This is a genomic window from Enterococcus sp. 10F3_DIV0382, assembly GCF_002140245.1.
GTDB classification, from domain to species: domain Bacteria; phylum Bacillota; class Bacilli; order Lactobacillales; family Enterococcaceae; genus Enterococcus_B; species Enterococcus_B lactis.
This window is the reverse complement of the sequence record NZ_NGMF01000001.1, coordinates 485,923-512,367: the sequence shown is the minus strand read 5'-3', so window position 1 is coordinate 512,367 and position 26,445 is coordinate 485,923. Positions and strand designations below refer to the sequence as shown.

The 26,445-nt window shown below is 39.9% G+C and carries 28 protein-coding genes and 1 other annotated feature; of the genes, 6 read left to right on the top strand and 22 right to left on the bottom strand.

The window, feature by feature from the left end; all coding sequences use genetic code 11:
- Positions 1 to 37: 37 nt before the first annotated feature.
- From A5849_RS02550 to infC, 4 genes are all read right to left on the bottom strand, one after another.
- Positions 38 to 1,375, bottom strand: coding sequence for a citrate transporter (locus tag A5849_RS02550; protein ID WP_086309935.1), 1,338 nt, complete (start codon positions 1,373 to 1,375; stop codon positions 38 to 40).
- 251 nt (positions 1,376 to 1,626) lie between these two features.
- The gene (gene rplT, locus A5849_RS02545) at positions 1,627 to 1,986 is read right to left on the bottom strand and encodes a 50S ribosomal protein L20 (RefSeq protein WP_002293355.1); all 360 of its coding nucleotides are present in this window, start codon (positions 1,984 to 1,986) and stop codon (positions 1,627 to 1,629) included.
- A gap of 52 nt (positions 1,987 to 2,038) precedes the next feature.
- Positions 2,039 to 2,239, bottom strand: a complete 201-nt coding sequence (gene rpmI / locus A5849_RS02540) for a 50S ribosomal protein L35 (RefSeq protein WP_002289309.1) — start codon at positions 2,237 to 2,239, stop codon at positions 2,039 to 2,041.
- 71 nt (positions 2,240 to 2,310) lie between these two features.
- Entirely contained in the window at positions 2,311 to 2,835 is a 525-nt protein-coding gene (gene infC, locus A5849_RS02535; protein WP_002293357.1) for a translation initiation factor IF-3, read from the bottom strand.
- Positions 2,836 to 2,878: 43 nt separating this feature from the next.
- Positions 2,879 to 3,004 (bottom strand) — a sequence feature (ribosomal protein L20 leader region).
- 150 nt (positions 3,005 to 3,154) lie between these two features.
- Here infC and A5849_RS02530 point away from each other — a divergent pair.
- Positions 3,155 to 3,787 carry a pentapeptide repeat-containing protein gene (locus tag A5849_RS02530; protein ID WP_086309934.1) on the top strand — a complete coding sequence of 211 codons (633 nt, stop codon included), beginning with the start codon at positions 3,155 to 3,157 and terminating at the stop codon, positions 3,785 to 3,787.
- Position 3,788: 1 nt separating this feature from the next.
- Here the strand turns inward: A5849_RS02530 and A5849_RS02525 are convergent, their stop codons facing one another.
- Positions 3,789 to 4,694, bottom strand: a complete 906-nt coding sequence (locus A5849_RS02525; RefSeq protein ID WP_002313988.1) for a magnesium transporter CorA family protein — start codon at positions 4,692 to 4,694, stop codon at positions 3,789 to 3,791.
- A gap of 84 nt (positions 4,695 to 4,778) precedes the next feature.
- Positions 4,779 to 5,438: a deoxynucleoside kinase gene (locus A5849_RS02520; protein WP_002316609.1), complete on the bottom strand. Its 660-nt coding sequence runs from the start codon at positions 5,436 to 5,438 to the stop codon at positions 4,779 to 4,781.
- 315 nt (positions 5,439 to 5,753) lie between these two features.
- Here A5849_RS02520 and mvk point away from each other — a divergent pair, with 315 nt between their 5' ends.
- The 4 genes from mvk to fni are packed head-to-tail and all read left to right on the top strand — an operon-like array spanning position 5,754 to position 9,818.
- Positions 5,754 to 6,698: a mevalonate kinase gene (mvk, locus tag A5849_RS02515; RefSeq protein ID WP_002309722.1), complete on the top strand. Its 945-nt coding sequence runs from the start codon at positions 5,754 to 5,756 to the stop codon at positions 6,696 to 6,698.
- A complete protein-coding gene (mvaD, locus tag A5849_RS02510; RefSeq protein WP_086309933.1) occupies positions 6,691 to 7,668 on the top strand; it encodes a diphosphomevalonate decarboxylase in 978 nt (325 codons plus the stop codon). Before mvk ends, mvaD begins: the two co-directional genes overlap by 8 nt.
- 12 nt (positions 7,669 to 7,680) lie before the next feature.
- Entirely contained in the window at positions 7,681 to 8,766 is a 1,086-nt protein-coding gene (locus A5849_RS02505; protein ID WP_002309723.1) for a phosphomevalonate kinase, read from the top strand.
- Complete coding sequence (gene fni / locus A5849_RS02500) at positions 8,763 to 9,818, top strand: type 2 isopentenyl-diphosphate Delta-isomerase (RefSeq protein WP_086309932.1); 1,056 nt, start codon at positions 8,763 to 8,765, stop codon at positions 9,816 to 9,818. Before A5849_RS02505 ends, fni begins: the two co-directional genes overlap by 4 nt.
- A gap of 116 nt (positions 9,819 to 9,934) precedes the next feature.
- Here fni and A5849_RS02495 read toward each other — a convergent pair whose 3' ends face one another.
- The 10 genes from A5849_RS02495 to rhaB form a co-directional block, all read right to left on the bottom strand.
- The gene (locus A5849_RS02495; RefSeq protein WP_002320630.1) at positions 9,935 to 10,738 is read right to left on the bottom strand and encodes a gluconate 5-dehydrogenase; all 804 of its coding nucleotides are present in this window, start codon (positions 10,736 to 10,738) and stop codon (positions 9,935 to 9,937) included.
- 19 nt (positions 10,739 to 10,757) lie between these two features.
- Positions 10,758 to 11,600: a 5-dehydro-4-deoxy-D-glucuronate isomerase gene (gene kduI, locus A5849_RS02490; RefSeq protein WP_002288239.1), complete on the bottom strand. Its 843-nt coding sequence runs from the start codon at positions 11,598 to 11,600 to the stop codon at positions 10,758 to 10,760.
- Between the two features lie 15 nt (positions 11,601 to 11,615).
- The gene (locus A5849_RS02485) at positions 11,616 to 12,623 is read right to left on the bottom strand and encodes a sugar kinase (RefSeq protein WP_002309726.1); all 1,008 of its coding nucleotides are present in this window, start codon (positions 12,621 to 12,623) and stop codon (positions 11,616 to 11,618) included.
- Between the two features lie 6 nt (positions 12,624 to 12,629).
- Positions 12,630 to 13,274 carry a bifunctional 4-hydroxy-2-oxoglutarate aldolase/2-dehydro-3-deoxy-phosphogluconate aldolase gene (locus A5849_RS02480; protein ID WP_002347814.1) on the bottom strand — a complete coding sequence of 215 codons (645 nt, stop codon included), beginning with the start codon at positions 13,272 to 13,274 and terminating at the stop codon, positions 12,630 to 12,632.
- A gap of 99 nt (positions 13,275 to 13,373) precedes the next feature.
- The gene (locus tag A5849_RS02475) at positions 13,374 to 14,132 is read right to left on the bottom strand and encodes an IclR family transcriptional regulator (protein WP_002312464.1); all 759 of its coding nucleotides are present in this window, start codon (positions 14,130 to 14,132) and stop codon (positions 13,374 to 13,376) included.
- 126 nt (positions 14,133 to 14,258) lie between these two features.
- Positions 14,259 to 15,410, bottom strand: a complete 1,152-nt coding sequence (gene fucO, locus A5849_RS02470; protein WP_002312462.1) for a lactaldehyde reductase — start codon at positions 15,408 to 15,410, stop codon at positions 14,259 to 14,261.
- An 81-nt stretch (positions 15,411 to 15,491) separates the two neighbouring features.
- Complete coding sequence (gene rhaM, locus A5849_RS02465; protein WP_002293379.1) at positions 15,492 to 15,803, bottom strand: L-rhamnose mutarotase; 312 nt, start codon at positions 15,801 to 15,803, stop codon at positions 15,492 to 15,494.
- A gap of 1 nt (position 15,804) precedes the next feature.
- On the bottom strand, positions 15,805 to 16,650 hold the full coding sequence (gene rhaD / locus A5849_RS02460; RefSeq protein WP_002345460.1) for a rhamnulose-1-phosphate aldolase: 846 nt from the start codon (positions 16,648 to 16,650) through the stop codon (positions 15,805 to 15,807).
- Positions 16,651 to 16,663: 13 nt separating this feature from the next.
- Positions 16,664 to 17,920: an L-rhamnose isomerase gene (rhaA, locus tag A5849_RS02455; protein WP_086309931.1), complete on the bottom strand. Its 1,257-nt coding sequence runs from the start codon at positions 17,918 to 17,920 to the stop codon at positions 16,664 to 16,666.
- Positions 17,917 to 19,377, bottom strand: coding sequence for a rhamnulokinase (rhaB, locus tag A5849_RS02450; protein ID WP_002345462.1), 1,461 nt, complete (start codon positions 19,375 to 19,377; stop codon positions 17,917 to 17,919). Before rhaB ends, rhaA begins: the two co-directional genes overlap by 4 nt.
- A gap of 152 nt (positions 19,378 to 19,529) precedes the next feature.
- On the opposite strand from rhaB, the gene A5849_RS02445 reads away from it, so the two are divergent.
- Positions 19,530 to 20,399 carry an AraC family transcriptional regulator gene (locus A5849_RS02445; protein ID WP_002309732.1) on the top strand — a complete coding sequence of 290 codons (870 nt, stop codon included), beginning with the start codon at positions 19,530 to 19,532 and terminating at the stop codon, positions 20,397 to 20,399.
- 115 nt (positions 20,400 to 20,514) lie between these two features.
- Here the strand turns inward: A5849_RS02445 and A5849_RS02440 are convergent, their stop codons facing one another.
- The 6 genes from A5849_RS02440 to A5849_RS02415 form a co-directional block, all read right to left on the bottom strand.
- A complete protein-coding gene (locus tag A5849_RS02440; protein ID WP_002309733.1) occupies positions 20,515 to 21,414 on the bottom strand; it encodes an AraC family transcriptional regulator in 900 nt (299 codons plus the stop codon).
- A gap of 163 nt (positions 21,415 to 21,577) precedes the next feature.
- A complete protein-coding gene (locus A5849_RS02435) occupies positions 21,578 to 22,402 on the bottom strand; it encodes a sugar phosphate isomerase/epimerase (RefSeq protein ID WP_002345464.1) in 825 nt (274 codons plus the stop codon).
- A gap of 10 nt (positions 22,403 to 22,412) precedes the next feature.
- A complete protein-coding gene (locus A5849_RS02430) occupies positions 22,413 to 23,708 on the bottom strand; it encodes a TRAP transporter large permease (protein WP_002345465.1) in 1,296 nt (431 codons plus the stop codon).
- A gap of 15 nt (positions 23,709 to 23,723) precedes the next feature.
- The gene (locus A5849_RS02425; RefSeq protein WP_002309736.1) at positions 23,724 to 24,203 is read right to left on the bottom strand and encodes a TRAP transporter small permease; all 480 of its coding nucleotides are present in this window, start codon (positions 24,201 to 24,203) and stop codon (positions 23,724 to 23,726) included.
- Positions 24,204 to 24,208: 5 nt separating this feature from the next.
- Positions 24,209 to 25,237 carry a TRAP transporter substrate-binding protein gene (locus A5849_RS02420; protein ID WP_002316606.1) on the bottom strand — a complete coding sequence of 343 codons (1,029 nt, stop codon included), beginning with the start codon at positions 25,235 to 25,237 and terminating at the stop codon, positions 24,209 to 24,211.
- Between the two features lie 16 nt (positions 25,238 to 25,253).
- A complete protein-coding gene (locus A5849_RS02415) occupies positions 25,254 to 26,360 on the bottom strand; it encodes a glycoside hydrolase family 105 protein (protein WP_002345466.1) in 1,107 nt (368 codons plus the stop codon).
- Between the last annotated feature and the right edge of the window lie 85 nt (positions 26,361 to 26,445).

Genomic DNA, 26,445 nt, shown 5'->3' with positions numbered 1-26,445 from the left:
TCCATTCATCTACTCATTTCTATCGACGTTTTGTTTACTAGGCGTTCCCGTACAAGAAGAATGTAATCAAACATAAGATCGCACCGACGATCCAACCAGTTGGGATGGATTTCTTCATGTACTCTCGAGACGTTACTTTTGTATACCCTAATCCCCAAGCGACCCAAGATTGTGTAATATCTAAATGCTGAGGGGCAATCGTTGTGATTGCAAACAATGGGAACAAAAAGGCTGGCGACATTGTTGGGTTTACAGCTAATACAACAGCTAAAATAGCTGATCCTGAACCGACTAGATTCATTGGACCGCGGAAAAATCCTAGTGGTGTCAATATAGCAAATACGATTGCCAAGACTAATGGTGATTGCGGTATCAAGTCTCCGAAAATAGCTGAAAAATAAGGAGAAGCGTACGCAGCTGAGTTATTGAACATCGCTAAGGTCATCAAGAAACCGACCATTGGTGCGACATCGACTGCGCCATCTGTAAATAATTTCGCAAATTGACGACAGATTTCTTTATAACCTCCGCGCAATTTTCCAGTAAACAGCAATGCCCAAATACCTGCTAGAATAAAACCTAAGATGATTGGAAGATCTAACAAAACGACCCCTAAAACTGGTAATAATACGGCTAACCATGAGATCATTGGTGCGTCGCCGCCTTCAGCCGGTACGTTTGCTGCCATTGCATAGCGTTTCTTTTTATTCATTGATATATTAGCCACCGTTAGTACAACAACTAAACTTACAACCATCCCAATCATACCGATTTGGAAATAGTCATTATAAGTGTAGCTTTCAGCTGCTGGGTTGAAACCAGCGTAAATCGTTTGATACTGTTTGAAGTTGACAATATTAGCAAAGATCCCAGCCATGATCGAGCCCATAAATGAGAACAGCGCAACTGGTACTGAGATTCCTAAAGACATCAAGATCGGTAAAACAATGACTGCGATAGAAATCACTGGTCCAATTCCTGTCATCGACATGAATATAACAGCGGTTACAACACACAGCAAACTCATCGTGATTCTTGGTTTGTCCCCTCCAAGTTCGACTACTTTACGAATCAGTGTGGCTGCTATCCCGCTATCTACTAGAACACGCCCAAAAAAGGCACCAAAGAAGACATTTACCAAGATCGATTTGGCGTACTCAGCAGGTCCAGTCGTATAGATATGCGTCAATACATCAATTACTCCTTGTCCTTCCATTGCCGGGTTCGGCGAAAGCGTGTTTCCCACTAGTGCTAATCCCATCCATACAGTCGCCATGATGGCAAAACCGACCATCAAGTTGTATCCCTTTACACAGTACCAGACCATGAAAAAGAATGAGATAACTAACAAAATACCAATAATAATATCACTCATGTTATTCCTCCGTCCATTTTATTTTTCTGATAAACAAACTAATATATCAGTCAAGTTCATTCTAGCTTATGTAGTTAGCGCTTTCATTAGAGGGTGACCATAAATGTTCGGATTTCAATTAAAAAACCTTAATTATGCTATTTTAGACTTATACGTTGTTATCCCGTTTTCTATGGTGAAGAATTGGAAACAAAAAAAGAGGAAAGAACATAACTTTTCGTTATCTTCTTTCCTCTTTATAATTGTTTAGCTTATTTAGCCAAAGCGTCTTTTGCTTGGTCAGCCAATGCAGTAAATGCTGCTGCATCGTTTACAGCCAAGTCAGCTAACATTTTACGGTTGATGTCGATTTCAGCAACTTTCAAACCGTGCATTAATTTTGAGTAGCTCAAGCCATTCATACGAGCTGCTGCGTTGATACGAGCAATCCACAATTTACGGAAGTCGCGTTTCTTTTGACGACGATCGCGATATGCGTAGTTGTATGAATTCATTACTTGTTCTTTTGCTGTTTTAAATAAAGTGTGTTTTGAACCGTAGTAACCTTTTGCTAATTTTAGCACTCTTTTACGACGTTTACGAGTTACTGTTCCACCTTTAACACGTGCCATGTATAATTCCTCCTAATAAAAATAAATCTTCAGATTCTGTTATTTGTACTTCTTATTTCATTTTTGCTAGTTGTTGGCGAATACGCTTGAAGTCGCCACTAGAAACCATGCTTGCTTTACGCAATTGACGGCGTTGTTTTTTTGTTTTGCCGTGGAAACGGTGACTTGTAAACGCGCGGAAGCGTTTCAATCCGCCTTTACCAGTACGTTTGAAACGTTTTGCTGATCCGCGGTGTGTTTTTTGTTTTGGCATGACTATATTTCCTCCTCAAAATCTTTCGTTATCCGACTATCGGCTGTCCAACAGCCAGTTAGTCATTCAAATTACTTACTGTCGTTTTTCGGTGCCAGCGTCAAGAACATGCTGCGTCCGTCCATTTTCGCTTTTTGTTCCACTGTTGCAATATCAGCAGTTTCTTCAGCTAAGCGATTCAAGACTTTTTGACCAATTTCTTTATGGGTAATGGCACGGCCTTTGAAACGGATAGAAGCTTTCACTTTATCGCCCTTTTCCAAGAACTTACGTGCATTACGAAGTTTTGTATTGAAGTCATTCAAGTCGATCGTAGGACTTAAGCGAACTTCTTTTACATTGATCACTTTTTGTTTTTTACGCGCTTCGCGGTCTTTCTTTTGTTGTTCGAAACGGTATTTACCGTAGTCCATGATTCGCGCAACTGGTGGTTTCGCACCAGGGGCAACTAACACAAGATCCAAGTTTGCTTGTTCTGCAATATTCAATGCTTCTGCTTTTGTCTTAACTCCTAATTGCTCACCATCTGAACCGATCAATCGTAACTCTCGTGCACGAATGCCGTCGTTAACCATCATATCCTTTGCTATGGTCATTCACCTCCAAATATTATGAGAGAAAGAAAAGCTTACCGAATAAACGGCAATAAAAAAACGAGTTCTCTTACAGAACCCGCGCGTACTTCACCTAATAGAACCAGTGAAAACTATCTAGCCCAGTGACATTATCAACTAAGGCGAGAAGCGGGTGCTTCTGCTTTTATTTCTCAACCATCATAGTATAGCAAAAACCAATCCTTATGTCAATGTTTTTCATACAGTTTTTCTTCCTTTTCTGAAAATGATTGGTCTAGCAGACTTTCTAGCAGTGACTCCCACTTCTTTGCTATACTAAAGAAAAACGAGGTGAATTCACATGAAAAAAATCGAACCTATCCCACCTTCTCTTCCTCCTCTGACAAAAGGAGATTTTTATTTAGAAGATGAAGAAATCCTCTCTGGTCTTCTGGTCAATGGAGGTGATCAAAGCTATCTTGATGCTAAAAATATGGTATTAAGAGAGAGTCATGTCCAAAAACTGACCATGCAAAAAACAGCTTTACGTCATTTTGAATGCAGTAATGTCATTTTTGAAAAGTGTGATTTTTCCAATCTGGAGTGGGTTGGTGGCAGTTTCCACCAAGTCGTGTTTCATCAATGTAAATTAACAGGTACGAATTTTGCCGAAAGTTATCTTAGAGACTGCACTTTCACTGACTGCATTGCTTCGATGGCTTCCTTTAGCAGCACAAACTTGAAAGCCGTATCCTTCGATCATTGCCAGTTAGAAGACAGCGAATTTTATGAGGTCACTTGGAAAAATCTTTTTTTGTCTGACAATCAGTTAACTGGTTCGAATTGGTTCCGAACTTCTCTGAAGGGATTAGACTTTACGACTAATTTCTTCACTACCATTGCTTTATCTCAAGATTATTTGGCAGGACTGATTGTCAACCAGGAGCAAGCACTTGTGATTGCTCAAGCTCTTGGTTTGCAGATCAAAGACTAGATCAACGAATCCGCCTCCATAGTGCAATGAGCATCCAAACAGATAAAACCAGACTGATGATCAAGGCGATTCCCCATCCGAAAACGGAATGGGTAAATGGTAGCTTAAGATTCATCCCGAAAAATCCTGTCACAATAGTCGGTACAGTCAAGATCAGCGACCAGACAGTCAAAAACTTCATCGTGTCATTCAAATTATTATTCAGCAAATTATTATAAGTGCCAGAAAGCTGATCTAAAATCTGCGAAGCTAAGTTCGTCATTTCAACTGCTTGTCGTGCTTCGATCAGTGCATCGTCCAACTCTTCCTTTTCCTTTTCTGACAACTTGCGATAAATGGCCAATGCCTTGATTTGTTCCAAAAGTACTACATTTTGTTTTGTTCCTGTAACTAAGTAAACCAAACCAATCTCTAAATCTGAAAGTTGCAGTAGATTCTTGTTTGTTGTTTTTTCCCTTAACTTTAGGTTGAGCCGTTGACGTTCGCTATTTACTTCCTCGATTAAAGGAAAAAAGGAATCAGAAATTAAAAATAATGTACGAAACAATAAACTGTATACACTCATGTCTGGCATTCGCTCCAAAAGTGATCGAATCAGTCGAATCACATACTCGGTATTCGGCGTGGTAAATGTAAACAAACCATCTTCTTTTAAAATAAAAGCGATAGGGCTAGTTTCGTAATGATTATCGACTTTTTGTTGGTGTGGGACATTTGATACAAGTAGTAACGCTTCATCAAAAGAGTCATATTCTACGCGCGCCCGCTCATTTTTATCTAGAGAATAAGTCAGCATCTCATCGCTGATGCCATATTCTTCTTTTAAATTTTTAACAGCTAGCACATCATCTTGCTGTATATTGATCCAAAAATTACGTTCTTGATTAAAATAGTGTTTTTCCCGCATACTCCATCCTCCTGATATTTGTTTCTAGTATAAAGAAAAAAGCTACTCAAATAAAGGAGCATCCTTTTTTTGAGTAGCTTTATATCAAATGGCTAATTCAGTTTGGCGGATTTCTGCTAATTTTTCTTCGATCATTTTCAAGACTTCTTCTTTTGCTTGAGAATCTTCCACAAAATTATAGCGATCTCCATCGATTTGGATTTTTGGACTTTCTTTGTATTCTTCATACCATTGATCATACCGTCTGTTCAATTCTTTGTAATAATCGTACAGACTTGGGTCAAAGGACAATTGTTCATATGAACGACCACGTTTCTCGATCCGTTCTAGCATCGTATCAAATGATACACGAATATGAACTAATAAATCCGGGTGTTTTTTATGGGCAGCATAGGGCAGCTCTTCCATCATGTTTTCCAGAAGTTCATCATACACACGAACTTCCGTTTCCGTCGCTCTTCCTAGATCTGCATTTAGATGGAAAAGCAGCGAATCTTCATAAATCGAACGGTCCAATACATTATTGTCATCTTTCATTGCTTGTTTGATGCTTGCAAAACGTTTATTCAAAAAATAAATTTGCAGCAAAAAAGCATACTGTTCAGGGTTTGCATAAAATAAGGGCAAGACTTCATTATCATCAATTGATTCATAAAATGCCTGACTATCAAAGTGTTCAGCCATCATTTCTGTCAAACTTGATTTTCCGGCACCAATTGTACCTGCTAAAACGATCACGCTCATTTACCTCCAGCTCACTTCATCACTAAATATTGTGTTTAACTCCAACCTTTTTAAATATACCCCCAATATCTAGTAGTGTCAATCGTATTTTTTTCTAGTCAAAAAAGTAAAAAGGTCAAAAAATTCTTAAGAAAAAAGGGTTTTTCCTTTAGAAAACGTATTCTTAGTTTTACTTCTGGGATGATTTTAGTAAAATAAAGAAGGAATGTTTTTTGAGACCCTTAGCGGACAAAAAATTTCGTGAAGCAGCGCAACTCGTTTTGGGCGCTTTATTTTTTGCTTAAAAATCACTTTTACGTGAGAAGGAGTTAGATTATGGCAAACTATGGCCAAGGAGAATCAAGCGGAAAGATTATCTTGATGGGCGAGCACGCGGTTGTTTATGGAGAACCGGCGATTGCCTTTCCTTTTTATGCAACAAAAGTCACCGCATTCCTTGAAGAGCTGGATGCAATGGACGATCAATTGGTTTCTTCCTACTATTCAGGAAATTTAGCCGAAGCTCCTCATACATTAAAAAATATCAAAAAATTATTCATCCATTTAAAAAAAGAGCATGATATCCATAAAAACTTGCAACTAACCATCGAAAGCACGATTCCTGCTGAACGTGGAATGGGATCAAGTGCTGCGGTCGCCACAGCAGTCACTCGTGCTTTTTATGATTACTTAGCACTCCCTTTGTCTCGTGAAATACTATTAGAGAATGTACAACTTTCGGAAAAAATCGCACATGGTAATCCTAGTGGGATCGATGCAGCCGCTACTAGCAGCTTGCAGCCAATTTATTTTACAAAAGGGCATCCTTTTGATTATTTTTCTTTGAATATTGATGCTTTTTTGATTGTCGCTGATACAGGAATCAAAGGACAAACAAGAGAAGCCGTCAAAGATGTCGCTCACCTGTTTGAAAGACAACCACATGAAACTGGACAAATGATTCAAAAATTAGGATACTTGACAAAGCAAGCGAAGCAAGCAATCATTGAAAATTCACCAGGAATGTTAGCTCAAACAATGGATGAATCACAATCACTTCTGGAAAAACTGACGATCAGCAACGATTTCCTTGATTTACTGATCCAAACAGCTAAAGATACCGGTGCATTAGGGGCTAAATTAACTGGCGGCGGACGCGGTGGCTGCATGATTGCATTAGCACAAACAAAAACAAAAGCCCAAGAAATCAGTCAAGCACTTGAAGATGTGGGTGCGGCTGAAACTTGGATACAAGGATTAGGAGTACATACCTATGTTTAAAGGCAAAGCACGCGCATATACCAACATTGCCCTAATCAAATATTGGGGTAAGAAAAATGAAGCACTCATCCTTCCGATGAACAACAGTCTTTCGTTGACATTGGATGCATTTTATACCGAAACAGAAGTTATCTTTTCTGATAGCTATATAGCAGATGAATTTTATCTAGATGACACCTTGCAAGACGAAAAAGCAACAAAAAAAGTTAGTCAGTTTCTTGACCTTTTTCGTAAAGAAGCCGGCATCTCACTAAAAGCTTCAGTAATCAGTCAGAATTTCGTTCCTACCGCAGCCGGATTAGCATCCTCTGCTAGCGGGCTAGCTGCTTTAGCAGGCGCTTGTAATACTGCCCTTAAGCTTGGATTAGACGATCTTTCTCTTTCAAGATTTGCTCGACGCGGGTCTGGTTCAGCTTGCCGAAGTATTTTTGGTGGTTTCGTCGAATGGGAAAAAGGTCATGATGACTTAAGCTCTTATGCCAAACCAGTCCCTTCTGATTCTTTCGAAGACGATCTAGCAATGGTTTTCATTTTGATCAACGATCAGAAAAAAGAAGTGTCTAGCAGAAATGGGATGCGTCGGACAGTCGAAACATCCAGTTTTTATCAAGGCTGGTTAGATTCCGTTGAAGGGGATCTATATCAATTGAAACAAGCAATCAAAACAAAAGATTTCCAACTTCTCGGAGAAACGATGGAAAGAAACGGACTAAAAATGCACGGAACGACTTTAGCTGCCCAACCACCTTTCACTTACTGGTCTCCTGACAGCTTAAAAGCGATGGATGCGGTGCGGCAATTGAGAAAGCAAGGCATTCCATGCTACTTTACGATGGATGCTGGCCCTAATGTCAAAGTTTTAGTGGAAAACAGCCATTTATCTGAGGTACAAGAAACATTTACTAAATTATTTAGCAAAGAACAAGTAATTACTGCCCACGTTGGTCCAGGAATTGCGATTATTGAATAAAGGGAGATTTTTATGATTGAAGTATCTGCACCAGGCAAACTCTATATTGCCGGAGAATATGCAGTTGTTGAAACAGGTCATCCGGCAGTTATCGCTGCAGTCGATCAATTCGTGACAGTCACTGTAGAGTCCGCACGAAAAGTCGGAAGTATCCAATCTGCACAATATAGCGGGATGCCTGTACGTTGGACAAGACGTAACGGGGAATTAGTTTTAGATATTCGGGAAAATCCTTTTCATTATATCCTTGCTGCTATTCGATTGACTGAAAAGTATGCACAAGAAAAAAACATTCTTTTATCCTTTTATGATCTGAAAGTAACAAGCGAGCTAGACAGTTCAAATGGTCGGAAATACGGATTAGGTTCTAGCGGCGCTGTTACTGTTGCAACGGTCAAAGCCTTGAATGTTTTTTACGCATTGAATTTATCTCAGCTAGAGATTTTCAAGATCGCAGCACTCGCTAATTTAGCAGTTCAAGATAATGGTTCTTGCGGCGACATCGCTGCTAGCTGTTATGGTGGCTGGATCGCCTTCTCGACCTTCGACCATCCTTGGCTCCAAGAACAAGAAACTCAGCATTCCATCAGTCAGTTACTTGCCATGGATTGGCCAGGTCTCTCAATTGAGCCATTGATTGCTCCTGAAGATCTACGTTTATTGATTGGTTGGACGGGTAGCCCTGCCTCTACCTCTGATTTGGTCGATCAAGTTCACCGTTCGAGAGAAGATAAAATGGTGGCTTATCAGCTTTTCTTAAAAAACAGTACAGAATGCGTCAACGAAATGATCAAAGGGTTTAAAGAAGATAATGTTACGTTGATCCAACAGATGATTCGAAAAAACCGACAATTACTGCATGATTTATCGGCTATCACCGGGGTTGTTATCGAAACACCTGCTTTGAATAAATTATGTAATTTAGCTGAACAGTATGAAGGGGCTGCAAAGTCTTCCGGTGCAGGTGGTGGGGATTGCGGCATCGTAATCGTTGATCAGAAATCTGGCATCCTTCCTTTAATGAGTGCATGGGAAAAAGCAGAAATCACCCCCCTACCGTTACATGTCTATAGCGATCAAAGAAAGGAAAACCGATGAATCGAAAAGATGAACATGTTTCACTAGCTAAAGCCTTTCATGATAAGCAAAAAAATGAATTTGATTTCGTACGGGTCATTCATAACCCTTTGCCGCAAACAGCAGTTGCTGATGTCGATCTAAGTACACAAGCAGCTGGGTTTACACTAAGCAGCCCGTTTTATATCAATGCGATGACTGGCGGAAGCGAAAAAACAAAAAAAATCAATCAAGACCTTGCAATCATCGCAAGAGAAGCAGATTTGATGATTGCCACTGGTTCAGTCAGCGCTGCCTTGAAGGACCCTTCTTTAGCCGATACTTATACAATTATGCGACAAGAATATCCTCACGGGAAAATCATTGCCAACATCGGTGCAGGAACTTCTGTCGAAAGAGCCCAAGAAGCTATCCGATTGTTTCACGCAGATGCCTTACAGATTCATTTGAATGCACCTCAAGAGTTGGTCATGCCTGAGGGAGACCGTGATTTTACTAACTGGAAAGCACTTATCCAAGAGATTCAAACAGCCATTGACGTTCCCCTTATCGTAAAAGAAGTCGGGTTTGGCATGACAAGAGAAACAATCAATGATTTAGCTTCTTTAGGGGTTCATACAGTTGATATCAGCGGTCGAAGTGGGACAAGTTTCACCCAGATTGAAAACGCCCGTCGCTCCAAGCGAGAACTGAATTATCTAGCTGATTGGGGGCAATCGACAGTCGCCTCATTGCTTGAAGCAAATGAAACAGACACTTCTATGGAAATCCTAGCCTCCGGAGGTATCCGCAATGCCTATGATATATTTAAAGCCCTTTGTCTCGGCGCAAAAGCAGTGGGCACTTCAGGAACTGTATTGACTCATCTGATGAATCATGGCGTGGAAGAAACCATTATGCTGATGAAACAATGGCAAGAGGAACTTCGTCTGCTTTATACCATGGTCGGCGCAACGAATACCGCGTCCCTCCACCAACAATCTCTCATCTTTTCCGGTCCAGTGAAGGATTGGTGTGAAGCAAGAGGGATCCACTTAGTGAAGTATGGAAGACGCACAGAAAAAGGAGTATGACTGATTTACGTCATACTCCTTTTTTTGGATAAATGATATTTAATCAGCTGTCCTTCGGTATTCGTTCAAGCTGCTGATTTCATAACCTCTCCACTAAATAGTGTACTAAACCTCGTTTAAGGTTGTTTTCCGATATAGGCAAGTATGCCGCCGTCTACATACAAGACATGACCGTTAACGAAATCCGATGCGCTAGAAGCCAAGAAGACAGATGGTCCAGCCAAATCGATTGGCTCGCCCCAACGTGCTGCTGGCGTACGTCCAACGATAAATTGATCGAATGGATGACGTTCACCGTTTTCTTGTGTTTCGCGTAATGGGGCAGTTTGTGGTGTAGCAATATAACCTGGTCCAATTCCATTACATTGGATATTGTATTGACCGTATTCAGAAGCGATGTTTTTCGTTAGCATTTTTAATCCGCCTTTTGCCGCAGCATAAGCACTGACCGTTTCGCGTCCTAATTCACTCATCATAGAACAGATATTGATGATTTTACCGCCGCCTTTTTCGATCATATCTGGAATAACTGCTTTTGAAACGATAAATGGAGCATTTAAATCCACGTCGATCACTTGACGGAAGTCAGCCGCATCCATTTCGATCATCGGTGTCCGTTTGATGATCCCTGCATTATTGACTAAAATATCAACTGAACCTACATCTTCTTTGATTTGCTGAACCATCGCTTGAACCGCTTCTTCATCAGTTACATCGCAGACATAACCTTTTGCATCGATGCCCGCTTCTTTATAATGCGCTATACCTTCATCAACTGATTCTTGATTCAAGTTATTAAATACGATTTTTGCCCCTGCTGTAGCTAAAGAGCGTGCAATCTCAAATCCAATACCATAGACGGCACCGGTGACTAATGCTACTTTTCCATCTAAACGAAACATATCCATATTAAATTCCATCATTTTCTCTCCCTTATGCTTATTTTAATTGATCCATTTGCACCATATCCATGTCTGTATAGGTGATGTTTTCTCCGCACATTGCCCAGATGAATGAGTAATTGCTTGTACCTACACCTGAATGGATCGACCAGCTTGGTGAAATAATAGCTTGTTCATTGTCTACGACTAAATGTTTTGTTTCATCTGGTTTGCCCATCATGTGGAACACACGTGTATCTTCATTGGCATAATCAAAGTAGACATAAGCTTCCATACGACGTTCATGTGTATGACAAGGCATCGTATTCCAAGCACTTCCTGGTTCTAAAATCGTATAACCCATTTGTAATTGACAGCTTTCGCATACATTTGGATGGATGTATTGATAGATTTTACGTTCATTCAATGTCAGACCTTCACCAGTTTCCATTGGTTTTACTTGGTCAATACTGATTTTTACATTTGGATATTTATGATGTGCTGGAACAGAACTAATATAGAATTTAGCTGGGTTTTCAGCATCTTGAGAAGAAAATACGACATGTCGTGTTTCTTTTCCGATATAATAGCCGTCTTGTTTTTTCATTTCTTCTTTTTGCCCATCGATTTCGATGAATCCTGGTCCACCGATATTGATCACACCTAGTTCGCGACGTTCTAAGAAGTAATCGACACCTAGTTCTTTGTCTAATGTGATTTCTAATTCTTTTTCAGTAGGTGTCACGCCACCAAAGATCATTCGATCGTTGTGTGTATAAGTCAAACTGATTTTTCCTGGTTCGAATACCTTTTCTACTAAAAACTCTTTTCTCAATTGTTCCGTTGAATAATGACGGATATCTTCTGGACTGTGTGTATAACGTGTTTCCATTTCTTGCATTTTCTTCTACTCCTTCTATCGAATGATTTTTCCAGAGCCGCATGCTAAAAATTGTGCGACTTCTTCTTGACTGAATTGGTTGCAGTCCCCATGGATCGTATGCTTCAAGGCAGAAGCTGCCGTAGCAAAATCAATGATTTCTTGCGGGGGCATATTGGATAAAATCCCATGGAGCACGCCACCTGCAAAAGCATCTCCGCCACCTACTCGATCCACGATTGGGGTGATTCTATGGACTTGCGATTCCACATATTCATGGTTCATCCACAATGTCCCCTTCAATTCATTTTCACTTGCTGAATGAACGGTACGTTTGGTCGAATAAAACACCTGAATATTCGGGAACTTTTCCTGCATTTTTTGATAATAATAAATCAGCGGTTGTTCTTCTGCTTCTGGTGCTTTCTCGATACCTAACAAATAAAGAGCATCCATTTTTCCAGCTGAACAGATATCTACTAAAGGTAAAAGCTGATGGATTACTTCGCTGGCTTCTTTCTGTGTCCATAATTTCCCACGATAATTGATATCGAAGCTAATCAGGCAGCCAGCTTTTTTTGCAACTTCTATCACTTGTTTCGTCATTTTTTGCCATTTTTTAGACAAAGCTGGGGTGATCCCTGAAACATGAAATATATCTATTCCTTGAAATAACTCCTCTAGCGACCATTCCAAATGATCCATTTCAGCAAAGCTTGATCCGGCACGATCATAGATCACTGAGGCGGCGCGTTCGCCACTACCAGTTTCCATATAATAAGTACCTAGTCTTGGCCCGCCAGATAATACTTGTTTCGTATCTACTCCATAGCATTGCAAGTGCTTTTTGACTGCTTTTCCCAATGCGTTATCAGGTACTTTGGTAGCAAAAACCGCGTCATGTCCGTAATTAGCTAAAGAAATTGCTACGTTTGCTTCCCCTCCGCCATAATGGGCAGCGAATCGTTCACTTGAATCGATGCGGGTTCCCTGTTCTGTGGACAATCGCAACATGATTTCTCCGAGTGTCACTACTTTTCCCATAAGCAGCTACCTCTTGATTTCTTTCATTTTTGCTGCATACTGTTGCGCGACTTCCGTTACTTTGTCAAAATCTCCTGTAGCTGCAGGTGCTAAAAGGTTCCCACCTACTCCGACTGTTACGACACCCGCATCGAACCACTCTTTCATATTGCCCAGACTCACTCCACCAGTTGGCATGATATTGACTTGAGGCATCGGTGCCTTGAAGGCAGAAATGATACTTGGTCCATAAGCGCTTCCAGGAAATAGTTTGACGATATCTACCCCGCTTTTCAGCGCTGTTTTGATTTCGGTAATCGTCATACATCCTGGTAAGTAAGGGATTTGATACAGATTGCACATCTCTGCCGTTTCTTGATCAAAGGAAGGGCTAACAATATACTCTGCGCCAGCTAAGATAGCCAAGCGAGCTGTGACAGCGTCTAATACTGTACCTGCGCCAATCACTATTTCTGGTTGATTTTTGTAGAATGACAAAAGTTCTTTGATTACTTGATCCGCTTGAGGGACTGTAAAAGTCAACTCAATACCAGTTAGACCACCTTTGATGATTGCGTGGCAAGCATTCAAAGCTTCTTCTTTACTTTTTCCGCGTACCACCGCAATCACTCCGGCGTTTTTCAATCGAGATAAAATATCAATTTTTTTCATCTTCTCCACCTATTTCCTATTTAGAAATTTTATTTTATAACTTGGAAATCTATACCCATATTATACGGCAGAAAAGAAAAAATGCAAACGCTTTTTTCGTTATTTTTGAATTCTTTGCTCGATTTCGCTTTTTGTTTGCTTGAGGGCACTGATTATTTGTTCTTTTGTCTCATCTGTCAAACGATATTTCGGCATACTTACACTAAATGCACCAATGATTTGTTCGTTTTTCACGATTGAGGCTCCTATACAAAAAATATCACGTTCGATTTCTTCATCGTCAAATGCGACGTGGGTTTCTTTTACCGTTTGGATTTCCTTTTTCAAACGCAAGGCATTGGTAATCGTGTACTCCGTGTAAGGAATCAACGGATGTTTTTCAAGATAATCAGCGTACTGCTCTTCACTGAATTCTGCTAATACGGCTTTACCCATCGCAGAATTGTATAATGGTCGGGTGATTCCGATTTTTGAAGACATACGGATCGTTTGATGTTTTGGATCTAGTTTGTTCACGTACAAAATCTCATTGTTGTCCAATACCCCTAAGTGGATAGTCTCATCGATCTTTTGCTGCAACTGTTCTAAAAATGGTAAAGTCAGTTCTACCAAATCGATTTGTTCAATGTTTTTATTCGCGTAGCGAATAAGCTTTGCACCTAAACGATAATTTTTCTCTGAATTTTTATTTACATAGCCGATCATCAGTAAAGTATCTAGTATTTTCAAGACTGTAGAAGAAGTCATTCCCACACCCTTTGCGATTGTCTGCAAAGAGATGTCTGGATTTTCTGCTAAATAGTCTAGTATTTTAGAAGCTTTGATCAATACAGTTCCATAAGGTTTTTTATTTTCCATATAATATTCTCCTATTTCTTTATAAGAAAAATTATAGCGGAAATATCATCAATTTAAAAGAGAGAAACGGATACAAACTGCTATTTCTCTTTATAGGCAACTCAAAGTTAAAGATCCGCTTCGTTTTTACATCAAGCTTTGATATAAGGCAATGATTTCTTCTACTGTCGTTTCTCTTGGATTTCCTGGTGTACATACATCTCGCAAAGCATCTTCTGCAATTGCTGGGATATCCGTTTCTTTTACACCTAACTCAGAAATGGTCGCTGGGATTCCAACCGCTTTGCTCAATCGATCGATCTCACCGCAAGCTGCATCTCTTACATCTTCTAAAGACATTTCAGCTGCTCCTTTGATCCCTAGCACAAGAGCGATTTCACGGTATTTTTCTCCAGTATATTCTTTGTTATATTTCATGACCGTTGGCAAGAGCGCTGCACACGCTACACCATGCGGGATGTTGTACCATGCACTTAACGGATGAGCCATCCCATGTACCAGTCCTAAACCTACATTTGAGAAGCCCATTCCTGCAATATATTGTCCTAATGCCATTTTTTCTCGTCCATTTTGATCACCCTCTACAGAAGCTTCCAAAGAATGACCAATGATTTCAATTGCTTTCAAATGCAGCATATCAGTCATTTCCCAAGCGCCTTTTGTGATCAACCCTTCGATAGCATGCGTCATAGCATCCATCCCTGTTGACGCAGCCAATTTTTTTGGCATTCCCATCATCATGTCACTGTCGATGAACGCAACGATTGGGATATCATGAGGATCGACACAGACGAATTTTCGGTGATTTGCTTCATCTGTGATGACGTAGTTGATCGTTACCTCTGCTGCTGTCCCAGAAGTCGTTGGTACAGCTAAGATAGGTAAACATGGATTTTTTGTATCAGCAACACCTTCTAAGCTGATAACATCTGAAAACTCTGGATTCGTCAAAATAATCCCAATGGCTTTTGCCGTATCGATTGGCGAACCTCCACCGATTGCGATCAAACAGTCTGCCTCTGCCTCTTTAACAAAAGCCACTCCGTCTTTTACATTTTGGATTGTTGGGTTAGGTACGATCCCGTCGTATAAAGCATAATCGATTGCTGCATTATCCAAAAGCTTTGTTACTTTTGTCGCTATGCCATGTTCGATCAATCCTTTATCAGTAATGACAGCTGCTTTGCTGAATCCTCGCTGCTGAAATTCGGGAACGATTGACTCAATCGCTCCTTTTCCAAAATACGATGTTTCATTTAAAATCATTCGATTACTCATTTTCTATTCCTCCTAATTTGTGTTATTTTTCACAATGAAAACGAAAGAATCTCAAGCAACCGGTTGCCCAGTTGCTTGTTTCTACAGTTCAAAGACTGGTGTCAATTCACGGCTGACTGGGGAGGCATCTGGATTTGTTTCCATGATATCTTCCATGTATTTCCACCATTTTTGATTGATCGGTGTATTTGCCATTTTTCCCCATAACTCTTCATCCTCGACCACTAAGTAACCAAATAATAAACTTGTACTCGGATCAAGATAGATCGAATAGTCGATGACCCCATGTTCACGAAGTGCTGTGCGCATCTCTGGCCAAAGTTCATCATGTCTTTTTTTGTATTCTTCTTGTTTTTCTGGGTAAACTTTCATGCAAAAGGCTTTTTTCACCATGTCAGACCCCTACTTTCGTATGAACTTCCTCCAAATAACCTGCTTTCGGAGTAACACCAAACGCATCTGCTAAACGCCACAAATTCTCATCTGTGATTGTTTGCAAGATTGGTCCTTGCGCTTTGACGTACGTATAGACTTCTGCTGCCTTTTCTGCTGTCTCGATCAAACCAAAGACTTCATCCATGTCTTTTCCTGACCCGTAGATTCCATGTTGCGGCCATAAAACCAATCGAGTTTCTTTCATTTTTTCAGCTGTTGCTTCTCCAATCTCATTTGTTCCCGGAACCATCCACGGAATGATGGAAATCCCTTCTGGAAAAACAACTAAACATTCCGTACACATTTGCCACAGCGTACGACTAAAGGAACGTTCGTCTAATTCATGCGTAAAGCTCATCGCTAATAAATGGCTAGCATGGCAATGCATAACGATCCGATTATCTGGGTCTACTTCTAAACGGGCGATATGACTCATAAAATGACTTGGCAACTCGCTTGTAGGAAGGCAGCCATTTTCTAACCCCCACAAAAGCTCTAATGTTTTGCCATCTTCGGCAACTCGAACGATTCCAAGGTTTTCGGCAGGTTCGCTCGCTACATTTTTAAAATATCTTCCTGAACCAGTTACAATAAAATAACATCCTGCTAAACGGCTGGCATCAAAAATCATCGAGATGCGACGGGTCACTTTTTCAGGATCCAAGAACGGTGTGATTTCTTCTTCTTTGAGTAAATAAGAAATATTCCCGCCATTTCGTTCATCCCAACCCAAGCGATAAAGATTCGATGTCGTTTCCATCATTTCTTTCACATAAGGCGCTTGTAAAATATCTATTTTTTTCAATATAGCCACACTCCTATTTTCTTAATCCCAACACGTCTTTTTGATATTCTTGGACTTCTTCCAGCCAATCCAAACCAACTGGAACTTGATTTTTGTAACAGAAATAATTCCATACATCGGCATACGGGAAATCTTTCAATTCTTCCGTGTAAGCCATTCTTGAAGTAAAGTCAAAAGCCAGCTCCATTTCTTTCAATCGCTCAACTGGTTCCAACATAGCTTTCATCAATGCTTTTTGTGTATTTCTCGTACCAATGACCCAAGCAGCGATACGATTGATCGTTGCATCAAAGAAATCCAGACCGATATTCGTTTTTTCCAATAATTCGTTATGGACTAATTCTTTAGCAATTTCCTGCAATTCATCATCCATCAAAACGACATGATCTGAATCCCAACGAACTGGACGAGAAACGTGCAACATGATTCCTTTGCTGAATAAAGCTAAGGAAGACAATTTATTGGAAATCACTTCTGTTGGATGAAAATGTCCAGCATCTAGACAAACAAGTTTGTCACGAGTCAACCCATAACCCATATAAAATTCATGGGAACCGACTGTATAAGCTTCAGCGCCTAAACCAAATAGTTTGCTTTCTACTGCATCTTGTACATACCGTTCATCTAGCTCTTCTGTAAAAATTTCATCGAGCGATTCCATCAAACGTTTCCGTGGGGTAAAACGGTCGATTGGATTGTCTTTCATCCCATCAGGTACCCAAAAGTTATTGATACATGTTTGTCCAGTTTCTTTTCCAAAGTATTCTGCGATTTTACGGCTTCTTTTCCCGTGTTCGATCCAGTATTCACGAACTTCTTTATCTGGATGAGCCAATGTAAAGCCGTCTTTCATCATTGGATGCGAAAAGAAAGTCGGGTTGAAATCAAGACCGATTTCTTCTTTTTTTGCCCACTCTACCCATTTTTCAAAATGTTTCGGCTCAATTTCATTTAGATCGACCACTTCTTCTGTGTCCAAATAGATAGCATGAAGATTCAATTTATGTTTGCCCGGTATCAACGAATATGCCTTCTCCAAATCTTGTCTAAGCTCTTCGGGTGTCCGTGCAGCTCCTGGGAAATTTCCTGTTGCCATGATTCCACCAGTCAATTCGCCATCCGGTGTCAAGAAACCTTTGACATCGTCTCCTTGCCAACAATGCATAGAAATTTTGATGTTCTGCATCTTTTCTAGTACAGCATCTGTATCTACACCGATAGTTGCATATTTTTCTTTTGCTTGTTCGTAATTTCTTTCAATCGTGTTCATACGATTACTCCTTTGATTTTATTCACGTACCATTCATTCGTGTTTTGCTTATTTTCATCTGGGTAAAAAGTTTCACATGGAAACGACTGTTTGATTACATTTCTTGCTTGTTCTATATTCGAAAACTGACCTGTACTGAGCATTTGCATGGCAATATTCCCGATTGCTGTGGCTTCACTAGGACCTGCTTCTACAATGATTCCGGCATAATCTGCTGTCAATTGATTCAGTAAGCGATTATTCGATCCGCCCCCTACGATGTGCAGTTTTTCCAATTTCGTTCCAGTCAAGTGTTCTACTTTGATCAGCTCTTGTGCGTAACAAAGAGCAAGATTATCATACACACAACGAGCGATAGCTCCCGGTGAGACAGGGACTGGTTGCTCTGTTTCAAAACAGTATTGCTGAATCTCTTCTATCATATTTTTAGGATTCAAAAATCGAGGGTCATTGATTTCCATCACTTGTTGCAGCGGCTTTTCTTTTGCAGCAAGTTCTGCCAATTCCGCGTAACTGTATTCGTACTCCTGCATTCGAGCAACTTCCTGGATCAACCACATCCCCATGATGTTTTTCAAGAAACGCACCGTATTATGAGCGCCCCATTCATTCGTGTAATTCTCAGAAAAAGCGGCGCGAGAAACATTGGCGATCTTTGTTTCCATCCCTAAAAGCGACCATGTCCCGCTGCTGATATAGCCCCACTGTTCTCCTTGCCCTGGTGTGCCTAATACAGCTGACGCCGTATCATGACTTGCTACTGTGATAAAGGTCACATCTGGCAAATCATATTTTGAGAATTTTTCTTTTTGCAAATCTCCTAGTATCGTTCCCGGCTCTGTCAATGGAGGAAATAATTCTTTCGAGACACCAACTTTTTCAAGAAGTTCTGTTTCCCACTCTTTTGTTCCTGCATTCAGCAGCTGCATAGTAGACGCATTGGTTTTCTCCGTCACCATATTGCCAGTAAAGACGTAGCCTAAATAATCAGGAATCAATAATAATTTATGTGCTTTTGCCAAATGGTCTTTTTCTTCGACAAACAATTGAAATAAGGTATTGAAAGGCTGGATCTGAATCCCTGTTTGCTCATACAACTTATCTAGAGAATAGATTTCAGAAAACTGTTTTACTGCTTCATCGGTACGATCGTCCCGATAAGCGATCGGATCATTCATCCGTTCCCCTTGTTCGTCAATCAAACAGTAATCGACTGCCCATGTATCGATCCCTGCAAAACAACGCTCGATTCCTGTTTTCTTTAATTTTTCAAATCCAATCAAAATCTCTTCGATAAGATAATCGATCTTCCAGCGGTCATGACCGTCTTTTTTCCGAAAGCCGTTCTTGAATCGGTGTACTTCTTCCAAGACTAAAGAACCTTCATCATTCCTCGTACTTTTCATTAGTCGTCCGCTTGACGCACCGATATCGATGGCAACAAATGTCGGATTCATTTCTCCACCTCTTTTACTTTATTGTTGATTAACACTCCATTAATAAAGCGTTATCATTTATTAACAATGCTATCATATTACATAAACTTATATTTTGCTTCACACTATTTTGGTATATAATTGCATTATCTTGACAAGTTGGGAGTGTTTACATGGATTACTGGGAAAAAGCCAATCACTCATGGTCGGAAGACTCAAAAAGAGTGATCTTGACACCTACGCAAAGAAGTAGGAATTTATTTTTTTATATCCAAGAAATCGGTTACTTTAAAGCGCCGGTCCCTTACTATACTGAACGAGCATATTTACCTTCTTATTTGATAAAATTTACTTTGTCTGGCGAAGGCTTGCTTACATATAAAGATAATCAGCACCAGCTAAAAGCTGGAGACCTCTTTTTTATTGACTGCCAAGAATATCAGCGTTATCAAACGATTAGCGAAGAACCATGGGAAATGGATTGGATTCATTTGAATGGTCAGAGCGTCCAATCATTTTATCAAGAGTTCACAAAAGACGGGCATAACACCTTCCATTCGACAGGCGATCCATCAGAAAACAAGATCCATCATCTGATCACAGAATTGATCCACATGCAGCAAGGTGCGAATGCCCGTACCGATTTCCAGTCCTCTGTAGCTATCCACGAGCTGTTGAATGAACTGATTTTGCAGAAGTATCAACTGGATTTCGAAGAAGAAGATATTCCCCCTTACGTTTATAAGCTTAAGCAATACTTGGACGAACACTTCAAAGAAACGATCACACTTGATCAATTAGAACAGCAATTTTTACTGAATAAATATCAGCTGAGCAAAGATTTTTCCAAATTCATCGGTTCTCCGCCAATTGATTATTTAATCAGCAAAAAACTCTCTTACGCTAAAGACCTTCTTCGGTATACAGAATTTACTATTCGAATGATTTCCGAAGAAATCGGAATCGAGAATTTTGCTTACTTTAGTCGCTTGTTCAAAGCAAAAACTGGATTATCACCGAGAGATTTTCGTAAATTTAGCTGATTCATATAATATGTACGCACTTTTTTAAAAGATATAGTAGAATAATAAAATAACCGCAGTTTCTGCTTCTATATAAACAACAGCAGCTACTTCGGTTATTCGGGAGTGGTTATTCTCATTTTTCATCTTCAAAATGTTCATAATGAATAAGCTGGTTTTGCGTATCGCGTTTCAAAAATTCTTTAGGCGTTATACCAAACTCTCTCTTGAATGCTTTCAGAAAATGTGGATAAGACGAAAAACCACTTTTACTATATACAGCACTAGAACTACGGTACTCTCGCAACAAGTGCTTGGCATAGATCAGCTTTTTCTTCATTACATACTGATGAAACGTAAATCCAGTGTACTTTTTGAATTCTCGGGTGATATGGTATTTGCTGACAAAAAATTGCTTCTCCATTTCCTCTAAAGAAAGCGGATGAGATAAATTTTTTGAGATATATTGTAACATTTGTTCCACACGCTCATTTGGAACTACAGCATTCTGTTCTTGCGCACTCTCTTCTTTTTGTACTACTTGATTGAGAAAAATCAAGTATTCTACTAGAGCTTGTTCATATTTTATGTCTTCACCGTAAATTTTTTTATCAGGAGGGTGGTCGATAAATGATAATTTTTGCTTCAATACTTCCTGTTCGACTTGCAATACACGACTCCTTTTCTCTCCCATTGGTTGAAAACAAGCCGATAGATTAGACCATGGCGTGGAACGACTTTCCAGAAAAGAAGGGGTAACAAAGATATAGACACGCTCGAATACATCTGAAGACTGGCGGACGATACGATGCAAATCGTTGGAATGGATGAGCAGCACACTTCCTGCTTTGATCGTAAATTGCCGTCCATTCAAATAAAAAGTCGCTTCACCCTTTAATGTAGCATGGATTTCATAAAAATCATGGTGATGGTAGATTGTTTTATTTTGGCTGACGACATCTTTGACATGATAGATTTCATACTGATCAGAAACCATCGTATTGACTTGCTCACCGCTTATTTTCTTTTGGAGCATGTGCTGCACCTCCTTTGTTCAGTTTTGCACAATTATATTATATCACGTTTTTTGTAATCAAAAAGAGCTGCTTTTATATACTCTTATAAAAAAGAAGAGACGTGACATCTTCTAGCCCCGCCCCCTCCATTCTAAATATTAGTTAATCAATGTCTTCTTTACATTATTCAAGAAGACTTCTTCCATAACGAATCCCATCATTTTTTGTTTCTTCAAGAACCACATACAGATACGGACGGTTCTTCTTGATGTTTTCTTTGATTTTTGTGTACTCGATCACACCGTCTCCCAAATTTACCGGCACGATTTTTTCCTGTTCGACACGAAAATCTTTCAAATGAACCGCACATATCTTTTCACCAAAACGCTCAAAAGCTTCTTCTACCAATTGGACTTGTTCTTGATAATTAGTGCTTGTAATCAAATTTGTCGGATCTAAAATGATTCCTAGATAGTCCGAATCCACTGCTTGGATCAGCTGCTCTACTCTTGCTAAAGAATACACTGGATGATTCAAACCTGGTTCTATCCCCACCATCATTTGGTATTTTTCTCCAGCTTTTACCAAGCGACGGATAACGGACACTGCTTCAGCAAATGCTTCATCTGTGAAATTTTCTTCCGTATATTGAATTTCCGGCAAGACACATCCCGTTTCCGAAGCAACCATCGACGCACCAAAGGAAGAAGCATAGTGAAGATACTGCTCGAACTTTGTCAGCAACTCTTCTCGTATCGTTAAATCTGGATGAATCATATTGATATAGCAGCTTAAAATTCCTACGGACACTTCTTGCTTTTCTAAGACTCGTTTGACATAATTTCCCATCCCAGAATTGATTTCGTTTGCGCCAGAAGACATTTCAGGAAACGAAAGACCTAAGGCGAGCTGCAGTGTATGGATTCCTTGTTCTTTTGTTTTTTCTGCAAGATCTTCTATCGTTTGGACTTGGGAAAGATCATGTCCTCTAATTGTAATGTTCAACATAATTATTCTCCTAACTCAGCATATTGGGTAGCCACATGACGATTTGCGGGAAATAGGTAATCAAAAACAAGACGACTAGGATAATCCCATAAAACGGAAGAAGTGGTTTCAGCATTGCCTCTGCTTTTACGCCTCCTACACTTGCACCGACATATAGCCCTGTACCTACAGGAGGTGTAATTGAGCCTACACACAGATTCATGATTGAAAACAACCCGTAATGTACAGGATCAACCCCTGCACTTGTGACGATTGGTAAAAATATTGGTGTAAAAATTAAGATAGCAGGCGCTACATCCATAAACATCCCCACAAGTAACAAAACGAGATTGACTAACAGCAGAATAACTAGTTTATTATCCGTTACCCCCATAATCAACGAACTGATTGCCTGAGGAATACCAGTAAATGCCATGGCAAAAGACATCATGGAAGAAGTAGCTAATAAGAACATGATTGTCCCTGACATCGCTACCGATTGAAACAACATATTAGGTATATCTTTGAGTTTTACCGTCTTATAGTAGAACATAGCAATCAACAGGGAGTAAATGACAGCTATCGCTGAAGCTTCTACTGCTGTAAATATCCCGGTCAAGATACCACCGATAATGATGACAATCAATAGAAGACTAGGAATCGCCTCTTTTATTATTTTTCCAGCATGAGCCATCTGCCCTTTTTCAACAACAGGGTATTTATTCTTTTTAGCAACGATGAATGCTACTAGCATGATCCCTAATGACCAAAAAATACCTACGAGATACCCTCCCATAAACAAAGCAGAAATCGAAGCACCACCAGCAACAAGTGAATACATGATAAAAGCAGTACTTGGAGGAATGACCATACCTGTCGGAGCTGACGCGATGTTGACTGCTGTCGCAAACTTCCGGTCATATCCTTCTTCCACTTGCTGAGGGATCAAGACTCCGCCAATCGCGGTAGAAGCGGCAATGGCTGAGCTAGAGATGGAACCAAATAAAGCATTCCCTAACACATTCGTATGAGCCAAAGCCCCCGGTACACGTCCGACGAACAACATCGCAAAATCCACTAGTTTCTTGGCTATCCCTCCATTATTCATGATAATACCTGAAAGAACGAAAAACGGAATAGCGATGAGCGAAAAACTGTTGATACTTCCCACCATTTTTTGAGCTGAACTAAAAGCAGAAACATCAAACGGTATAACTAACAATAAAGTCATCATTGATGAGAACGCAATACTTATAGCAATCGGCATCCCTAATACAAGCAACACGACAAATGCAAAAAATAACACTAATCCGGCTTCTATTGCCATTTTATTCCTCCATTTTTATATTTTTTCTTGAATTGCTGGCTTGTTGCTTAATGTATCGATTAGATTGATCAGACTATAGATAATGATGAGTATCCCTGAGACAGGTACTGACAAATAGACGTACCCCATCGGAATGCTTAAAGAAGGCGAGATCTGCCCCATTGTCAACGTGACAGCATTCCATCCGCCATACACCATGATCATCGTAGCAAATACCAGAAACAAACTTTGAACAACGACTTCTAAAATTTTACTTTTTTTACCAGATAATTTTTCACTTAAAACCGTTACGGCTAGATGTGCTTTTTGTCCCACAACATACGCAGAAGACAACATAGCAAACCAGACAAGTCCGAATCGGACAAGCTCTTCTGTCACCGTATTCGGATTTCCTAAAACCGTTCTGGAAAATACTTGCCATAAAACGACAGCGACCATCCCAACAAGCAAAACAGCTCCTAGGATCTCTAACACCTTATTTAAAATCATTTTCATTACAGCTACGCTCCTTGCTCTTGGATCTTTTGATAAAGGTCTTTGTAGGCAGGATCGTTTTTGAATGTATCATGAAGCGGTGCGACTGCCTCTCGAAACGGTGTATTATCTACATCATTGAATTGAACTCCATGTTCTTCTTGTGCTAAAGCTTTCTCTTCTTCAATTGCTCTGGCAAAAGCTTCGATTTCAAAAACCGTCGATTCTTTTGCTGCTTCTTCAATCGCTTTTTCCTGTTCAGCAGTTAGCTGTTCTTTGATAGCATCATTCATGATGATGATATCGGGCACACGTGTATGCTCATCATAAGAATAGTATTTAGCTACCCCACCATGTCCAGCTGTATACAAGACAAATTCATTGTTTTCTGATCCGTTGATCAAATTGGATTGAAGAGACGTGTACACTTCATCACTTCCCATAGGGACTGGCGAACCACCTAAAAGCTCGACCATTTTAATAGCTGTTTCACTTTGCATCACACGGATCTTCTTTCCCTTCAAATCTTCCGGCGTATGGATCGGACCGTCTACCATATAAAAGCTGCGCTGACCAGAATCATAATAGGTCAATCCGGTAAATCCTAAATTTTTGGTCGATTGGTAGATTGGTTCCATTATTTCTTCATTATCCATCACCTTAAAGAAATGTTCTTCATCATTGAATAGATAAGGAACTGAAAAAATCGAATAATCTTTAGAGAAACTTTCCAACGCTGAGGCACTTACTTTTGTGAAATCTACTGCTCCTGACTGTGTCAATTCGATTAGTTCACGTTCTCCACCCAGTTGTCCATCTGGGAAATACTGGATCTGTACGGAACCGTCTGTTTTTTCTTTTACTAAACGCCCAAATTCATTCATTGCATCAATTACCGGCTGGCTGTTGCTTGCATAAGCAAAGCGCAAGGTAACTGTCTCATTTACGTCTGCATCTGCGACAGTTGCCACACTAGAATTATTTCCGCAGCCGCTTAGACCTAGCAGACCTAGGCTAAGCGAACTTGCTGCAAACAGCAGTGATGTTTTTTTCATATGGGTTTCCTTTCTTTTAACAATAAGAGACGAGCAATTCTGTCAAACAAAGCACCGTTAACGACTGTCCATAAGGCATTGCTGTGATTCCGATATTCCGATAAAAATCTAAACTATCCCCCATTCCTGTCCCGATTGAAACGTTTTGGACTTCTCCTTTTTCATCGATTTGTTCAAGCAATCCTTGGATAGCACGATAAGCGACTTCTTTATATTCTTGCGGCAAATAACGTTTATGGACCGCTTTCAAAATACCGTAAGCAAATCCTGCAGTTGCAGAAGATTCTACGTAAGAAGAAGGATCATCCAACAACGTATGCCATAAACCGCTTTTAGATTGATAAGTTTTTAATGCGCGCACTTGTGCTTCAAGTGTTTCAATCAACAATTTGCGCAATGCATCTTCTTTCGATAGTTCTAAGATTTCAATGATCTCTGGAATAGCAATCGTCAACCAGCAGTTTCCACGAGCCCAAAATGCTTCGGCATAGTTATGATTTCCTTCAAACGTCCAGCCGTGATACCACAACCCTGTTCGTTTATCCATCAAGTATTTGATATGGATCATAAACTGGTAACGAGCTTCTTCTAAATATTCTGGGCGATTCAACAGTTTCCCGATTTTTGCCAAAGGAAGCACTGTCATCATCAATGTATCGTCCCACAACTGATTCTTATTTTCCGGTCCATATGTGGCATGTTGCAACCCCTCTTCATTTGTCCGAGGCATGTCATTCATGACCCATTCTGCCCATTGTTCTAAATAAGGCAAATAGCGTGAATCTTTCGTGTCTTCATACAAGTAAGCCATCGTCAACAATGGGGCCATTGTATTGACGTTTTTTGGCGGAGCGCCTTCTTCCATCCGATCTTCAAACCATTCATTGACTACTTGATAAGCGCGAGGATTTTTTGTCATCTGGTAATTTTTATAAATACCGTATAATCCGACACCTTGTGGCCAATTCCATACTGTCCAGCTTTTGTCATCTACTTTCAATCCATCAAAGTCCAATAAAAATTCACCGTTATCGTCTTTGATCGTTGTCAGGTTTTCAACGAGCAGGTCAATTTTTTCTTTCACTAATTCTTTAGGTACAAAAATCTCTTCTTTAATAATCATCTTTATGCCACCTTTTTAAACGCTTTCATTTTATATCCTTAATATAGCAGTAATACCGTTCACTATAAATATCGCTTTTTGAACA

What these genes read in the sequence shown, in the direction of transcription:
- A5849_RS02525 (WP_002313988.1), bottom strand. Translation starts at nt 4,694, where the DNA reads ATGCGGGAAAAACACTATTTTAATCAAGAACGTAATTTTTGGATCAAT.
- fucO (WP_002312462.1), bottom strand. Translation starts at nt 15,410, where the DNA reads ATGAGTAATCGAATGATTTTAAATGAAACATCGTATTTTGGAAAAGGA.
- mvk (WP_002309722.1), top strand. Translation starts at nt 5,754, where the DNA reads ATGGCAAACTATGGCCAAGGAGAATCAAGCGGAAAGATTATCTTGATG.
- A5849_RS02550 (WP_086309935.1), bottom strand. Translation starts at nt 1,375, where the DNA reads ATGAGTGATATTATTATTGGTATTTTGTTAGTTATCTCATTCTTTTTC.
- A5849_RS02435 (WP_002345464.1), bottom strand. Translation starts at nt 22,402, where the DNA reads ATGTTGAACATTACAATTAGAGGACATGATCTTTCCCAAGTCCAAACG.
- rhaB (WP_002345462.1), bottom strand. Translation starts at nt 19,377, where the DNA reads ATGAATCCGACATTTGTTGCCATCGATATCGGTGCGTCAAGCGGACGA.
- rpmI (WP_002289309.1), bottom strand. Translation starts at nt 2,239, where the DNA reads ATGCCAAAACAAAAAACACACCGCGGATCAGCAAAACGTTTCAAACGT.
- A5849_RS02430 (WP_002345465.1), bottom strand. Translation starts at nt 23,708, where the DNA reads ATGGCAATAGAAGCCGGATTAGTGTTATTTTTTGCATTTGTCGTGTTG.
- infC (WP_002293357.1), bottom strand. Translation starts at nt 2,835, where the DNA reads ATGACCATAGCAAAGGATATGATGGTTAACGACGGCATTCGTGCACGA.
- A5849_RS02530 (WP_086309934.1), top strand. Translation starts at nt 3,155, where the DNA reads ATGAAAAAAATCGAACCTATCCCACCTTCTCTTCCTCCTCTGACAAAA.
- mvaD (WP_086309933.1), top strand. Translation starts at nt 6,691, where the DNA reads ATGTTTAAAGGCAAAGCACGCGCATATACCAACATTGCCCTAATCAAA.
- A5849_RS02440 (WP_002309733.1), bottom strand. Translation starts at nt 21,414, where the DNA reads ATGCTCCAAAAGAAAATAAGCGGTGAGCAAGTCAATACGATGGTTTCT.
- A5849_RS02505 (WP_002309723.1), top strand. Translation starts at nt 7,681, where the DNA reads ATGATTGAAGTATCTGCACCAGGCAAACTCTATATTGCCGGAGAATAT.
- fni (WP_086309932.1), top strand. Translation starts at nt 8,763, where the DNA reads ATGAATCGAAAAGATGAACATGTTTCACTAGCTAAAGCCTTTCATGAT.
- A5849_RS02485 (WP_002309726.1), bottom strand. Translation starts at nt 12,623, where the DNA reads ATGGGAAAAGTAGTGACACTCGGAGAAATCATGTTGCGATTGTCCACA.
- A5849_RS02480 (WP_002347814.1), bottom strand. Translation starts at nt 13,274, where the DNA reads ATGAAAAAAATTGATATTTTATCTCGATTGAAAAACGCCGGAGTGATT.
- A5849_RS02445 (WP_002309732.1), top strand. Translation starts at nt 19,530, where the DNA reads ATGGATTACTGGGAAAAAGCCAATCACTCATGGTCGGAAGACTCAAAA.
- A5849_RS02415 (WP_002345466.1), bottom strand. Translation starts at nt 26,360, where the DNA reads ATGATTATTAAAGAAGAGATTTTTGTACCTAAAGAATTAGTGAAAGAA.
- kduI (WP_002288239.1), bottom strand. Translation starts at nt 11,600, where the DNA reads ATGCAAGAAATGGAAACACGTTATACACACAGTCCAGAAGATATCCGT.
- A5849_RS02520 (WP_002316609.1), bottom strand. Translation starts at nt 5,438, where the DNA reads ATGAGCGTGATCGTTTTAGCAGGTACAATTGGTGCCGGAAAATCAAGT.
- A5849_RS02475 (WP_002312464.1), bottom strand. Translation starts at nt 14,132, where the DNA reads ATGGAAAATAAAAAACCTTATGGAACTGTATTGATCAAAGCTTCTAAA.
- A5849_RS02495 (WP_002320630.1), bottom strand. Translation starts at nt 10,738, where the DNA reads ATGGAATTTAATATGGATATGTTTCGTTTAGATGGAAAAGTAGCATTA.
- rhaA (WP_086309931.1), bottom strand. Translation starts at nt 17,920, where the DNA reads ATGAACACGATTGAAAGAAATTACGAACAAGCAAAAGAAAAATATGCA.
- A5849_RS02420 (WP_002316606.1), bottom strand. Translation starts at nt 25,237, where the DNA reads ATGAAAAAAACATCACTGCTGTTTGCAGCAAGTTCGCTTAGCCTAGGT.
- rplT (WP_002293355.1), bottom strand. Translation starts at nt 1,986, where the DNA reads ATGGCACGTGTTAAAGGTGGAACAGTAACTCGTAAACGTCGTAAAAGA.
- rhaM (WP_002293379.1), bottom strand. Translation starts at nt 15,803, where the DNA reads ATGGTGAAAAAAGCCTTTTGCATGAAAGTTTACCCAGAAAAACAAGAA.
- A5849_RS02425 (WP_002309736.1), bottom strand. Translation starts at nt 24,203, where the DNA reads ATGAAAATGATTTTAAATAAGGTGTTAGAGATCCTAGGAGCTGTTTTG.